The organism is Nocardia sp. CA-135953, from assembly GCF_050955735.1.
In the GTDB taxonomy this organism is placed as follows: Bacteria; Actinomycetota; Actinomycetes; order Mycobacteriales; family Mycobacteriaceae; genus Nocardia.
Window position 1 is genome coordinate 6,041,881 of sequence record NZ_CP192082.1, and the last position, 12,807, is coordinate 6,054,687.

Below are 12,807 nucleotides of genomic sequence, written 5' to 3' on the forward strand. Positions count from 1 at the left end.
ATCGGCGGAAGCGCGAAAACCCTTTGCGGCGAGCGCATTCCGGTCCCGACACAGATGCATCCGATGTCCACGGCGCGTTCGACTGCCTATCGCTGGGTGTGCCGACGACCGAGGTCGATACGACCGACGAGTATCGACCTGGATTCGATGAGATCGTGGCATTCGACAACAGGTGGACGTTACTCATCGGGAACGGCGAGAGACATGTCGGCGATGCGGTCCGGGTCGGCGATGATGTCGATGGTGGTTATCCGTTGGTCGGTGATGGTGAAGGCCAGGAGGAGGTTCAGGTTTCCGCTGGGGGCGACGACCAGGCCCATGTGGCCATCGATGAGGGCGGGGCGGGTGTAGGGGGCCTGGCTGGAGAACATCAGGGCGCTGGAGGCCACGCGGCGGGCGCCGCTCATGCGGATCGGGTGTCCGCCGGGGGCGGCGACGGCGTCGGCGTGCAGTTCGACGTCCGGGTCGAGTACAGCTATCAGTGCGTCGAAGTCACCGGTGCGGGCGGCCTGCAAGAAGGCGTCGACGACCACACGTTCATCGGCGATGCGGTCGGTCTCGGCCACAGGTGCGCCACGGACGCGGCGGCGGGCGCGGGCGGCCAGTTGCGCGGCCGCGGCGGGGGTGCGGCCGAGGATGGGCGCGAGTTCGGCGTATGGCAGATCGAAGAGGTCGTGCAGCACGAAAGTCAGCCGCTCAGCGGGAGTAAGGGTGTCGAGCACGACCAGTAATGCGAGCCCGACCGAGTCGGCCAGCACCGCCTCTTCTTCCGGATTCACGCTGTCCGCGGGGATGGCCGGCAACTCGGTCGGTAGCGCGCCGACCGGGTCTTCACGGCGGGCCTTGCGGGCGCGCAACATATCCAGGCAGATGTGAGCGACGACTGCGGTCAACCAGCTCCGCAGGTTGCGCACGCCTGCGGTGTCGGCGCGGTCCAGGCGCAGCCACGCCTGTTGGACCGCGTCGTCGGCCTCGTCGGCCGACCCGAGCATGCGGTAGGCGACCGCGCCGAGGTGGGCGCGGTGGTCCTCGAAGCGCTGCGCTAGCCACTGGGTCTCGTCGGTCATCGGCGCTCTCCTTCGTCCGATTGGTCCGTCATGTCGATGGGTCGTGCTCCGTCATATCGATGACGGCCGAAACCGCGGTGACATGACACGCCCGCGGATCCACCTCGGAGAGGAGGACGAGCTGATGCGCGAGACATCTGAACTGCGCACGCTGGAGCCGACACCGGACCGGCGACGCTGGCTCGCACTGGTGGTATTGCTGGTGGCCGGGTTCATGGACCTACTCGATGTGACGATCGTGAATGTGGCGCTGCCGACGATCCAAAACGATCTGAACGCACCCTACGCGGATCTGGAGTGGGTGGTGTCGGGTTATCTGCTCGGATTCGCGGCCATGCTGATCACCGGCGGCCGGCTCGGCGACCTGATCGGGCGCAAGACCATCCTGCTCGTCGGCCTGACCCTTTTCACGCTCGCATCGCTGGCATGTGGAATCGCGCCGGGCCCCGCGTGGCTGATCGCCGCGCGGATAGTCCAGGGCGCGACGGCGGGGCTGATGATCCCGCAGATCCTGGCGATCATGCACGTATCGTTCCCCGCCGCCGAGCGCGGGAAGGTGCTCGGCATCTGGGGCGGTGTGCTCGGTTCGGCATCGGTGGCCGGGTTGATCGTGGGCGGAATCCTGGTGCAGGCCAACCTTTTCGGCTGGGCATGGCGGCCGATCTTCCTGGTCAATGTGCCCGTCGGGGTGCTCGCGATTCCCGCGGCGATGGTGCTGGTGCGACAGTCCCGCTCGGCCACGGCGGATCGATTGGATCCGATCGGCACCGTGCTCGCGATCGGGGCGGTACTGCTGTTGGCGTATCCGCTGACCGAGGGACGAGCCCTCGGCTGGCCGGTCTGGACCTTCGTGCTGATGGCCGCCGCCGTGCTCGTCCTCGCGGTATTCGTCGCCTATGAGCGACGCCGAAGCGAAACGGTCGGTTCGCCGCTGGTGGTGCTGAATCTGTTCAGGGAGCGCACATTCAGTACCGGTATGGCGGTGTGGTTGTTGTTCTGGATCGCCCTCGGCGGCTACTTCCTGGTGTGGACGCTGTATCTGCAGGCGGGACTCGGCTGGACGCCGCTGCGGGCCGGGCTGAGTGCGGCACCGTTCGCGATTGCCGCCGCCGCGGGGGCGGGAACCAGTGTGGAGGTGTTCGTGCCGCGCTATGGGCGCATGGTTCTGCTCGCGGGCGCGATGATCAATGCCGCAGGGTTCGGGCTGTACCTCTATCTGGCCGCGCACTACGGCCCCGGCGTCACCTCCACGCAGATGTTCGTACCGCTCGCGATCAGCGGCTTCGGGTTCGGACTCTTCGTCGCCCCGACCGTCGATCTGATCTTGTCCGGGGTTCCCGGCCACGATGCCGGGTCCGCCTCCGGACAGTTGTCGACCATCCAGCAGGTCGGCATGGCGCTCGGTGTCGCGCTGGCCGGAGTCTTCTTCTTCACCCAGATCGACAACACCTCTGCCCACGGCACCACCGCGGCCATCCCTGCCCTCCAACAGCAACTCACCGATCTGAACATCCCGGCCACCGCCCGAGACCAGATACTGACCCAGTTCCGCGCCTGCGTACACGATCGCTCGGCCGCCACCGACCCCACCGCCATTCCATCCAGCTGCCGACCCGCACCCGGACAGCCGTTCTCCGAGCCGTTGCAGCAAGCGCTGACCAAGGCGGGGCTAGCAGCCAACGCGCACAACATGTCTCACACGTTCGCGCGAACACTGTGGTGGGCCATCGGCATTCTCGTCGCCGTCGCGGCAGGTGTGTTCGCACTCCCGCGCCGATTGACCGCAGAACCCGAAACCGATCGGCCCGGCGTGGATTCTCTTGCACCGGATGCCGTGCACTAGCCGGCCGATGCTGGACGAGTACTACGAGCGACGTTCCGGCGCGACTGGTGGCAGCACTACGCCGGTGAACCCAGGTGATGATCGCGCCACGGGGGAAGCGTCGACGCATCCTCTGGAAACCAGGCGGCGCGGCGCCCCGTCGCGTTCGGCATGAATGTGCAGGTGCGGTTCGCTGGAATTGCCGGAATCGCCGATGGCACCGATTCGCGCCCCGCCTCGACGACCTGTCCCGCGACACTGCCACGCCGTAGATGTGCGCGGATGTAGGCCGAACAGACTACAGCGGCAGACCACTCCGGACTGCCAGAATTGTGACCGCGGTGTCGCCCGCTCCCCTTGCGGCACTGAATGATTCAACGTTCCCGACGTCAACAGCCCAGGAGTCACCATGCCCCGTAGGCACAAGTACGCGGATTCCCATTTCGCCATCTCTACTCTGCTCTCGGCGGATCGATTCGCCGAAATCACCAAGCAAGTCGGCGACACGACCAGAATGCTCGGCGTCGGCTCGGTGCGTTTCGAAGGCGCCGAACGCGGAAGAACGAACTTTTCCGTGCGGAGTTTGTCGGGCTTCTACGAGCTGATCACCTTTCATATCGCGATCGCTGACACCGCATACGGATCCTCGGGACGCAGTTGCATCGACACCTACAAAACGACACAGCAGACGTATATGTTCATCCCGCTCTCACCGAAGACCATGAATGGGTACAGCATCTACCGCAAGTTCATGAATGCTGTTGCTGAGGCGATTCGCGCTGAAGACCCACGCGCACAGGTCACGATTTCCGAACGGGCGGTGTGAGTTCGGATGGACGCGCTGTTCACCCTCATCGGTTTGGGCCTGGCCGCGTTGGGCGTGTGGGGCACGATCAGCTTCTGGACCGACGGCAAGTACAAACGGAACCGCCCGGATCAGACGCTGTCCGGATTCAGATCCGACGACGATACCGAAGGTGAAAGATAGGATATGGATTTCGTCATCGGACTGCTCATCGCGTGGTCCGTCGGAAAAGCGAACCGCGTCGGGAAGCAGGTCAACGGCCTGACCGACCAGGCGCTCGACCTTGCGGTCGACCGTGTCCGGAATATCGTCGCGATGAAGCTGGGCAGCACCAACCCCGCGATTGGACGGTTGGTCGCCGAGGCGCAGCGGGGCGAAGTATCACCACAGACGCGCGCCGACGCCCAGCGCGTAATCGACGAGGCCGCCGCCGCGGACCCGCACTTCGGCGCCGCGCTGCGCGAGGCCGCCTCACCCGTCGCACAGACTTCCGTCCAGCGATCGAATACTCGTCAGTTCGCAGGAGTTTCGCTGGAAGGGGCCAGCGTCAACGGTTCGGTCGATATCAGGAACAAGAGCAAGATCGTCAACTATGCCAGCAGGCACCCCGGCGTCACCATCGTCGCGGTGATCGTCGTGATCATCCTGGCAGGCCTGGTCATCGGCCGGCTGACGGGCACGGGGGCCGACGCCGAATCGTCGTCGGGACTCGGTCCCGGCCGCAGCGAAACGAATTCGCCTAGCGGCGGCACGAGCCCGCGAGGCCGCACAGCGACAGACTCCTCGGCGATCGTCGGCACCTGGACCGCATCCGACGCCACCGGAACCAAGACCTTCAGCTCGAGCGGCGGCCGATGCGACGGCTTCTACTACTACCAGGGCAAACCACTCGATATCGGTGGCCCGATGACCTGCGTCATCTCGGGAAAGGCGGGCGCCGACGGACGCTATTCCCTCGTGGTCACCCAAAGCCCGAACCGCAGCACGTACAAAGTCGAATTCAGTGATGCCGACCACGCGGTCGTCTTCGACTCCGCAGGCACCCGCCTGTACGAACTGGAACGGTTCTGAGCCCGGCCCGAAATAGTCCAGGCCAGACCGAAGCAAATCGAAATTGGCCCGGAACAATGTGTTCCGGGCCAATTCCCTTGTAGCGGGGACAGGATTTGAACCTGCGACCTCTGGGTTATGAGCCCAGCGAGCTACCGAGCTGCTCCACCCCGCGTCGGTAGGGATAACGCTACAGCATGGGTCGGCGCTTACCTAAACGGCAGGTGGGAGGGGTTAACCAGCGGGTAATCGGCGGTGGGTGCGAGCATGTGGGTATGCCGATTACCACTAGTGCCATTGCCCATGTACGACTGACGGTTTGCGATATCGATCGGTCGCGGGCGTTCTACGAGAAGGTGTTCGGATGGCCGGTTGCGCTGGAGGTGCCCGCCGATGCGGATGAGGCGACACGGGAGCAACTCGGGTTCCTGTTCGGCGGGGTGATCTATCGGATGGAGCACGGGATGATCGGGTTGCGGCCGGTCGGCACCGACAGCTTCGACGAGAACCGGGTCGGGCTCGATCATCTCGCGTTCCCGCTGAACTCGCTGGCCGAATTGGAGGCTGCCGCAGCGCATCTCGATGCCTGCGGGATCGCGCGCGAAGACATCAAGGACATCGGGTTCAGCTATATCCTCGAATTCCGGGATCCGGACAATATCGCGTTGGAACTGATCGTCCGCAAGTAGGCTAGGCCGCCTTCACCACCTTCTGCACCGCTGCGACGAAGAACTGATCGAAGGCCGCTTGGTCGAGCGAATCATCCAGCGCGGCAACGCGAACCGCGACCGTGATGCCTCGGACCTCGGCGTAGCCCAGGTACGCGTTCTGCGTCAGCGGAGTACCGCTGGCATCCGTCGTCGCGGTGCTGGTCGCGTGGTAGGCGATTGCGTTCGCGCCATTCAGTCCCTGAGGCACAGGCTGACTCGTGACGCGCTCCGATGCGGTGACCTGATGGCCGTCATAGGTCGCGACCACCTCGACCGAACCGCAGCGCTTATTGCCATCCGCGATCCGTTGCAGATCTCCGGTCCGCCCGGAGACGAATTCGATAAAAATCTGGCCCGACTTACCGGTCGCAGCGGAGATGGACGACTGCGCGAGCAGTTCCTTGGTCGCTGCTCCGAGATCCTGCTGCGTGGAACCGCATTCCGCCGGTGTGAAGGTGGCGTTCTGCTGGGTTGCGGTGAGATCGGCGACCGTCGACTGCAGCTGCTCCGGCGGCAGATCGAGTTTCTTTGTGCCCGCGGGGAATTCCTCCGGGGTCAGTACCAGCTGTTCGCGAGGCGTGGTCGGCGCCGAAGAGTGATCCGCCGCGTCGTCCTTGCCGCTGCAGCCCGCGACGAGTACCGCGGCCGCCGCCATTGCCACTGCCCACCGTGCATTACGCAATTCGATCATGGGGTGATCATGTCAGCTGTCGCCATGAGCACCCATTTGCGGAAGGTATCGGCGGTCTGCTCCCAGTCGAGCGTCAGACCGATCAACGGCGTGAGCCGACCATCGGCGACCGGATCCACAAGGATTCCGAGATCTTCGCCCTTGGTCTCCTCGGGGACAGGGCTGATGAAGCCGACGATATGCGCGTGCCTGCTCGAGAGTAGAAGTCGGCAAGGTCAGGTGCCACCGGATCTGTGATGAAACCTCGCATGCTCGGCCACCCGATCGACCGGCGGTCGAGGTGCAACCGCTGTAGCAAGGATCGATGAACACCGGATAGTCAAGGAATGAACGAGCCGTTCGACGGATGCGCGCGTAAGCTCCCCGGTCCGGGAGGTCGGGTCGGTGAAGTTTTCGGTATTGGGTGAGGTCTGCGGGTGGCGTGGGGAGACGTCGCTCGAATTGGGTCCTCCGCAACGTCGCGCGGTACTGGCCGCGCTGTTGCTGCGTGCCGGAAAGTCGGTCACCGCAGCGGAATTGGTGGAGGGGATCTGGGGCGAGGATCCGGTGCCGCGCGCCGTCGCCGCGCTGCGCACCCATGTCGCGCAATTGCGTCGGGTGCTGGAACCGGAGCGGGTTTCGCGCGCACCCTCGACCGTGCTGGTCTCGGTCGGTGACGGTTACGCATTGCGGATCCCGCCGGGCTCGACCGATATCGAAGAGGTCGAGGCCCTGGTGGCCACGGCCGGACGGGTGCGCGGCGAAATGCCGGACGCGGCACGCGAAGCATTGATCGCCGCACTCGACCGCTGGCGTGGTCCCGCGCTGAGCGGATTGGCCGGACCCTTCGCCGAACGCCACCGCACCCGGCTCGAGCAGTGGCACTTGACGATTCTCGAAGACCGGCTCGCCCTGGATATCGAGGTCGGTCGCGCCGCCGACGCGGTCGCCGAATTGGGTCCGCTGATCGATGAGCATCCGTTGCGCGAACGGTTCCGGGCACTGCTCATGGCCGCGCTGTATCACTGCGGCCGCCAGGCCGAGGCGCTCGCGGTGTTCACACGGGCGCGCCGCGATCTGGTGGACGGGATCGGCGTCGAACCAGGTCCGGAACTGACCGCGATGCACGAACGCATCCTGCGTGCCGAAATGCCGACACCGCGATCGAACGGCTACGGTCCAGAGCCGGTCGTGCCCGCGCAATTGCCGCCGGATATCGCCGATTTCACCGGCCGCGTGCAATTGGTCGAGCACATTGCCGAGCAGTTGACCGGCGGCGGCAGCGCGGTCGCCATTTCCGCGATCGGTGGCATGGGCGGCGTCGGCAAGACCACATTGGCCCTGCATGTGGCCCATCACGTGCGCGATCACTTCCCGGACGGACAGCTGTATGTGAACCTGCGCGGCGTCGATCCGGTGCCGACCTCACCCGGTGACGCACTCGGCGGATTCCTGCGTGCGCTCGGCATCGCGGAAGGCGAGATTCCGGGCACCGTCGACGATCGCGCGGCCGAACTGCGCACCCGCCTCTCCGGTAAGCGCATGCTGATCGTCCTCGACAATGCCCGTGGCAGTGCGCAATTGACGCCGCTGCTCGCCGGAACACCCGGCACCGCCGTGCTGATCACCAGTCGTTCGGCGCTCACCGAGATGCCCGCCGTGCGCCGGACTCGCCTCGATGTACTGGAGCGCGACGAAGCCATGGCATTGCTGATCCGCATCCTCGGCCCGCAACGCGTCGCGGCCGAGGAAGGCGCGGCACGCCAGGTCGTGGCGCTGTGCGGCTACCTGCCGCTGGCAGTCCGCATTGTCGGCGCGCGACTCGCCGTGCGCCCGCGATGGACGATCGGATCGTTCGCGGCGCGACTGGCCGACGAGAAGGGTCGGCTCGCGGTGCTGGAGACCGGTGAACTCGGCGTCGAAGCCGCGTTCCGGCTCGGCTACGGGCAGCTGAACGAGCAGCAGGCCAGGGCTTTTCGCACACTCGCGCTCGTCGACTTCCCGGATCTGCCGGTCGACGGCGTGGCCGCGGTGCTCGGCATCGCGGAGTCCGAGGCCGAGCGAATATGCGAATCGCTGGTCGACCTGAGCCTGCTCGAGACGACGGTGCCCGGCCGCTATCGATTCCACGATCTGCTGCGCCTTTTCGCCCACAGCGTCGCCGACGAGGACGAGTCGGCGGTGCTGGTCCGGCTGCTGGACTACTACCTCGCGGGTGCGAAGAACCTATTGAGCGCCATCGACTACAGCAACACCACGCGCCTGTTGATCCCGACCACGGTGCCCGGGCGACAGTTCGCAGGCGGAGCCGAGGGACAGGTCTGGAACGACGTCGAGCGACCGGTGGTGATCGCGCTGCACCGGCAGGCCGCCAGAAGCGGTGGGCGCGCACTGCGGGTGGCGGCGGATCTGGCCTGGGTTATGGCCGAATGGATGGACGCGGGCACCCGCGCAAGGGAACTGTCCGAAGCACTGACGGCCTTGCTGGACACCGCAATTCGCGAGTCGCACGCGAGCGAACGCCGCATCCGGGTCGCGCTCGGCGCGCTGTTGCAGGTCGGGCTCGGCGAGGTCGGGGCGAGTCTGAAGTATCTCGACGCGGCGGCCGGGCCACCCACCGACGACGCTGATCGCCGGATCGCGGTGCTTTCGGAGGTATTGCTCGGCATTGCCGATCGGCGACTCGGCGATATCGAAACGTCGCGTCGACATTTCGAGAATGCGATGCGTTTCGCCCGTGAACTCGGTGACCGGTCGATGCAGGCCTGGTGTCTGGCCTTGGTCACCCGAACCTATTGCGAGGCCGGGCGATATGACGAGGCGATCGATATAGCGGATCGGGCCATCGCGCTGGCGCGGGCGTCCTCGAATCCGGTCGCACTCGGTTGGGCCACCCACGAATTGGCCGCCACGCTATCGATGTGCGACGAGCACGAGCGCGCCCTCGCACTCGGCCGCGATGCCGTGCGGATCGCGCAGCGCAATGGTGTGCGACTCTGGGAGGGTTGGGCGCGAACCAGATTGGCGCAGATCCAACTGCGCGCCGGCGATGTGGCGGATGCGGAAAGCCAAGCCGCAGAGGCGGTTCGGCTGCTCACCAAGGCCGCCGATCCGATCGATCGGGCGCGTGCCCTGGCTCTGCACGCGAGCGCGTTGGCGGCACAGGGACGCACCGGCCCGGCCGCGGCGGAGTTCGGCGAGGCCACCGAGATCTTTCGGCGGGCGAGGCTGGCCCCGCCCACCGTCGACCGGCTCTTCAGTGCCGCGCCGACCGCTGACGTCGCGGATTAGGCGGCGTTTATTCAACGTTTATCGGATGCTGATGGTTGCCTGGAATTCTCTGGGTCGATGCGATCGCCGTCGTGAGTGCCGCCGTGCGGGCGCGCTGTATCGACTTGTGTGCGCGGGTACGCAAGGCGTATCGGCATGTCCACCCGTGGTTCCGATCGATAGGGTCACCAGATCGCGGGCGTCGCATCGACAGCGGCTGCGGGCCCGCCGGGTCCGGTCCACGCAGTCCGCGCACGCCGTGGTCACCCCGGCAGCACCGGTTGCCGGTGCGCCCGGTCCGGCACCTTTCTGAAAGAACCTCTAGTCGCAATCTGACGAGTCCGTGACATGCCGGGCGAACTCCTTGTCGTGCCCCCCCGGACCAGCACACACTTCGGAGATGACAACCTTCGATGACCTCCGGGCACTGTTCATCAACTGCACGCTCAAGCGCTCCCCCGAGCCGAGCAATACACAGGGTCTGATCGATGTCAGCGCCCACATCATGGCGAAGAACGGCGTCCAGGTTTCGCATATCCGCGCCGTCGATCACGACATCGCGACCGGCGTCTGGCCGGATATGACCGAGCACGGCTGGGCCACCGACGAATGGCCTGCGCTGCAGCGGCAGGTGATGGACGCCGACATCCTGGTGCTGGCCGGACCGATCTGGCTCGGCGACAACAGCTCGGTCACCAAACGGGTAATCGAGCGACTGTACGGCAATTCGTCGATCCTCAACGAGCGTGGTCAGTACGCCTATTACGGCCGGGTCGGCGGCTGTCTGATCACCGGTAACGAGGACGGCGTCAAACACTGCGCCATGAATATCCTCTACAGCCTCCAGCACCTCGGCTACACGATTCCACCGCAGGCCGACGCCGGTTGGATCGGCGAGGCAGGCCCCGGGCCGTCGTATCTGGATCCGGGCTCCGGCGGACCGGAAAACGACTTCACCAACCGCAATACGACCTTCATGACATGGAACCTGCTGCACCTGGCCCGGATGCTGAAGGACAACAGCGGCATCCCCGCCCACGGAAATCAGCGCTCCGAATGGGATGCGGGCTGCCGATTCGATTTCGAGAACCCCGACTATCGTTAGGGCGCGGCAGATTCGGGCATGGTCACCGGACATTCTGTGCCACACCGGGATTCGGGTGTGAACTGCGCCGATGTCAGACACGGGTATCGTCGGAACGGTGTCCGGCCCCAGACGAGCTGGTTTGTTTTTCGGTGCACTGCTCGCCCTGGTCGCGGTCCTCGGTGTGGCGGGTCTGCCGGTGTATGTGCATCCGCAGACCGATCCGTTGCGCCGTGCCGATGCGATCGTGGTGTTGGGCGGCACCGCCTATGAACGTTTCGATGTCGGCCTCGATCTCGCCGAACGCGGATACGCACCGCAACTGCTGATTTCCCGATCGACCGGCGAGAACGATTCGGTGATGGATCGGTATTGCGCGCCCCGATTCGAGTTCACCGTCAGCTGTTTCGTACCCGATCCGTGGACCACTGACGGTGAGGCGCACGAAATCGCCCGGCGCGCAAGCCTTTACGGCTGGCACCACATCATCGTGGTGACCTATACCCCGCATGTGTCGCGGGCCAGGTACATTGTCGGCAAATGCTTCCACGGCGAGTTGACCATGGTGGCCAGTCCAAGCGACGGTGGGCTGAAGTTCTGGACCTGGATGTACATCCGGCAGTCCGCGGGCTATGTGCGGGCATTCTTCAACCGAGGTTGTTGAACCGCGAACGCAGCGATGTCGGGTCTCATAGGCTGGATACGGTTGTTGGGAGAGGACCGCCGTTGCGAATCGATGAGCTGCGCACGGTCGGTGACGACGAGCTGAGCGCTGATATCGTCATTATCGGATCCGGGCCCGCCGGACTGACCATCGCGACCGAACTTGCCGGAACCCCGCTACGCGTCCTGGTGCTGGAAAGCGGCGGGCTGACCGCGACCGAAGAGGTCGATGCATTGGCCGATATCGAGAATGTGGGCGCACGCCGGGCACAGTCGGATCGGGTTGCGGGCGACCGGATCCTGGGCGGTGCATCCCATACCTGGAGCGGCCGCTGCGGCCTGCTGGACGATCTCGATTTCAGTTGCCGTCCTTGGGTTTCCGGTTCCGGATGGCCGATCGGCGCGGCCCTCCTCGAACCGTATCTGGCGCGCGCGGCCGAACATATCGGCATCGGCTGCGGCAGTGGCTTCACCGATGACGCGTTCTGGCAGCTGGCCGGTCGGCCCCAACCCGCGGACGCCCTGGATCCGACGCGCCTGCGTCCGTACTTCTGGCAGATCAGCCGGGATCCGGTGGATCCATTCGACTGCAAGCGCTTCGGTGCGCACGTGAAAGATCTTGTCGCGCCGAATGTCCGGGTGCTCATTGATGCGACTGTCACCCATATCGACACCGATCCCGAAGGCACCCGGGTGGTTTCAGTCCAGGTAGCCGGTGCGGATCCGCGGCCGCGGCCGGTGCGCGCTGCCGTCTTCGTCCTGGCCACCGGCGGTATCGGAAATCCGCGGCTGCTGTTGGCATCTCGGCGAAGCGGGCCCGGTGGCATCGGCAACCGGCACGACGTGGTCGGGCGCTATCTGATGGATCACCGCTGCGGTGCGGTCGGCGCATTGGATCCGGCCGTGGCGAACAGCGCGCTGGAACGCTTCGGCAAGTACGTGGTGAAGACGCCGCACGGTAAGCGCACCTTCCTGCACGGCGTCGCGCTCTCGCCGAAGATCCAGGAGGACGAAGGCCTGCTCAATTGCGCACTGTGGCTGCAGGAGGTGCCCGCCGAGGACGATCCATGGGAGTCGGTGAAGCAATTGCTGCGTGGACGCGGCGATCGGCACGACGCGCGAGTCGCGGTGAGCCACGCGGGATTACTGCTCGCGGGCGCGCGCGCCAGGCTCATCGAACACGCCGGACTGCCGCACAAACTCGATCGAATCGAATTGCGCTGCATGGTCGAACAGCTGCCGAACCCGAACAGCCGCGTCACCCTGACCGACCGAACCGATCGGCTCAGCGTACCGCTGTCCCGGATCGATTGGCGGGTGAATCCGCAGGAAGACACAACTGTGCGCCGGGCGGCAGCCGTGGCGGTCGAGGAGTTCGCACGACTGGGATTCCCGGCTCCAACGCTGCACGACTGGGCGAGGATGGACAGCGAACTGCCGCTGATGCTCACCGATTGGGCACATCCGACCGGGACCACCCGGATGTCCACGGATCCGCGCGACGGCGTGGTCGACACCGACTGCCGGGTGCACGGAATGGCCAATCTATTCGTCGCGGGCAGTCCGGTTTTCCCGACCACCGGCCATGCGAATCCGACCCTGACGATCGTTGCGCTGGCGGTTCGGCTAGCTGATACTTTGCGGACTTTCGCATAGTCTGCGGCTT

Annotated in this window: 12 protein-coding genes and 1 tRNA gene; 9 read left to right on the forward strand and 4 right to left on the reverse strand. The window is 65.5% G+C overall.

Annotated elements, in window-relative coordinates; all coding sequences use genetic code 11:
* Positions 1 to 179: 179 nt before the first annotated feature.
* Positions 180 to 1,067, reverse strand: a complete 888-nt coding sequence (locus ACQPXH_RS27690) for a sigma-70 family RNA polymerase sigma factor (protein ID WP_433599405.1) — start codon at positions 1,065 to 1,067, stop codon at positions 180 to 182.
* Between the two features lie 124 nt (positions 1,068 to 1,191).
* On the opposite strand from ACQPXH_RS27690, the gene ACQPXH_RS27695 reads away from it, so the two are divergent.
* From ACQPXH_RS27695 to ACQPXH_RS27710, 4 genes are all read left to right on the forward strand, one after another.
* Positions 1,192 to 2,910: an MFS transporter gene (locus tag ACQPXH_RS27695; protein WP_433599406.1), complete on the forward strand. Its 1,719-nt coding sequence runs from the start codon at positions 1,192 to 1,194 to the stop codon at positions 2,908 to 2,910.
* 388 nt (positions 2,911 to 3,298) lie between these two features.
* Positions 3,299 to 3,715 carry a hypothetical protein gene (locus tag ACQPXH_RS27700; RefSeq protein ID WP_433599407.1) on the forward strand — a complete coding sequence of 139 codons (417 nt, stop codon included), beginning with the start codon at positions 3,299 to 3,301 and terminating at the stop codon, positions 3,713 to 3,715.
* 6 nt (positions 3,716 to 3,721) lie between these two features.
* On the forward strand, positions 3,722 to 3,877 hold the full coding sequence (locus tag ACQPXH_RS27705; protein ID WP_433599408.1) for a hypothetical protein: 156 nt from the start codon (positions 3,722 to 3,724) through the stop codon (positions 3,875 to 3,877).
* A gap of 3 nt (positions 3,878 to 3,880) precedes the next feature.
* Positions 3,881 to 4,765 carry a hypothetical protein gene (locus ACQPXH_RS27710; RefSeq protein WP_433599409.1) on the forward strand — a complete coding sequence of 295 codons (885 nt, stop codon included), beginning with the start codon at positions 3,881 to 3,883 and terminating at the stop codon, positions 4,763 to 4,765.
* Positions 4,766 to 4,845: 80 nt separating this feature from the next.
* Here ACQPXH_RS27710 and ACQPXH_RS27715 read toward each other — a convergent pair.
* Positions 4,846 to 4,919, reverse strand: a tRNA-Met gene (locus ACQPXH_RS27715).
* 100 nt (positions 4,920 to 5,019) lie between these two features.
* Here ACQPXH_RS27715 and ACQPXH_RS27720 point away from each other — a divergent pair.
* Positions 5,020 to 5,433, forward strand: coding sequence for a VOC family protein (locus ACQPXH_RS27720; protein WP_433599410.1), 414 nt, complete (start codon positions 5,020 to 5,022; stop codon positions 5,431 to 5,433).
* A 1-nt stretch (position 5,434) separates the two neighbouring features.
* Here ACQPXH_RS27720 and ACQPXH_RS27725 read toward each other — a convergent pair whose 3' ends face one another.
* Positions 5,435 to 6,145: a hypothetical protein gene (locus ACQPXH_RS27725; protein WP_433599411.1), complete on the reverse strand. Its 711-nt coding sequence runs from the start codon at positions 6,143 to 6,145 to the stop codon at positions 5,435 to 5,437.
* Complete coding sequence (locus ACQPXH_RS27730; protein WP_433599412.1) at positions 6,142 to 6,264, reverse strand: hypothetical protein; 123 nt, start codon at positions 6,262 to 6,264, stop codon at positions 6,142 to 6,144. The genes ACQPXH_RS27725 and ACQPXH_RS27730 overlap by 4 nt, the downstream gene beginning before the upstream one ends.
* Positions 6,265 to 6,529: 265 nt before the next feature.
* Between ACQPXH_RS27730 and ACQPXH_RS27735 the strand changes: the two genes are divergently transcribed.
* The 4 genes from ACQPXH_RS27735 (at position 6,530) to ACQPXH_RS27750 (ending at position 12,797) form a co-directional block, all read left to right on the forward strand.
* On the forward strand, positions 6,530 to 9,415 hold the full coding sequence (locus ACQPXH_RS27735; protein ID WP_433599413.1) for a BTAD domain-containing putative transcriptional regulator: 2,886 nt from the start codon (positions 6,530 to 6,532) through the stop codon (positions 9,413 to 9,415).
* A gap of 379 nt (positions 9,416 to 9,794) precedes the next feature.
* A complete protein-coding gene (locus tag ACQPXH_RS27740; protein WP_433599414.1) occupies positions 9,795 to 10,499 on the forward strand; it encodes a flavodoxin family protein in 705 nt (234 codons plus the stop codon).
* Between the two features lie 70 nt (positions 10,500 to 10,569).
* Positions 10,570 to 11,142, forward strand: coding sequence for a YdcF family protein (locus tag ACQPXH_RS27745; RefSeq protein WP_433599415.1), 573 nt, complete (start codon positions 10,570 to 10,572; stop codon positions 11,140 to 11,142).
* A gap of 62 nt (positions 11,143 to 11,204) precedes the next feature.
* A complete protein-coding gene (locus ACQPXH_RS27750; RefSeq protein ID WP_433599416.1) occupies positions 11,205 to 12,797 on the forward strand; it encodes a GMC oxidoreductase in 1,593 nt (530 codons plus the stop codon).
* Positions 12,798 to 12,807: the final 10 nt, after the last annotated feature.

What these genes read in the sequence shown, in the direction of transcription:
- ACQPXH_RS27725 (WP_433599411.1), bottom strand. Translation starts at nt 6,145, where the DNA reads ATGATCGAATTGCGTAATGCACGGTGGGCAGTGGCAATGGCGGCGGCC.
- ACQPXH_RS27740 (WP_433599414.1), top strand. Translation starts at nt 9,795, where the DNA reads ATGACAACCTTCGATGACCTCCGGGCACTGTTCATCAACTGCACGCTC.
- ACQPXH_RS27690 (WP_433599405.1), bottom strand. Translation starts at nt 1,067, where the DNA reads ATGACCGACGAGACCCAGTGGCTAGCGCAGCGCTTCGAGGACCACCGC.
- ACQPXH_RS27710 (WP_433599409.1), top strand. Translation starts at nt 3,881, where the DNA reads ATGGATTTCGTCATCGGACTGCTCATCGCGTGGTCCGTCGGAAAAGCG.
- ACQPXH_RS27700 (WP_433599407.1), top strand. Translation starts at nt 3,299, where the DNA reads ATGCCCCGTAGGCACAAGTACGCGGATTCCCATTTCGCCATCTCTACT.
- ACQPXH_RS27720 (WP_433599410.1), top strand. Translation starts at nt 5,020, where the DNA reads ATGCCGATTACCACTAGTGCCATTGCCCATGTACGACTGACGGTTTGC.
- ACQPXH_RS27695 (WP_433599406.1), top strand. Translation starts at nt 1,192, where the DNA reads ATGCGCGAGACATCTGAACTGCGCACGCTGGAGCCGACACCGGACCGG.
- ACQPXH_RS27745 (WP_433599415.1), top strand. Translation starts at nt 10,570, where the DNA reads ATGTCAGACACGGGTATCGTCGGAACGGTGTCCGGCCCCAGACGAGCT.
- ACQPXH_RS27705 (WP_433599408.1), top strand. Translation starts at nt 3,722, where the DNA reads ATGGACGCGCTGTTCACCCTCATCGGTTTGGGCCTGGCCGCGTTGGGC.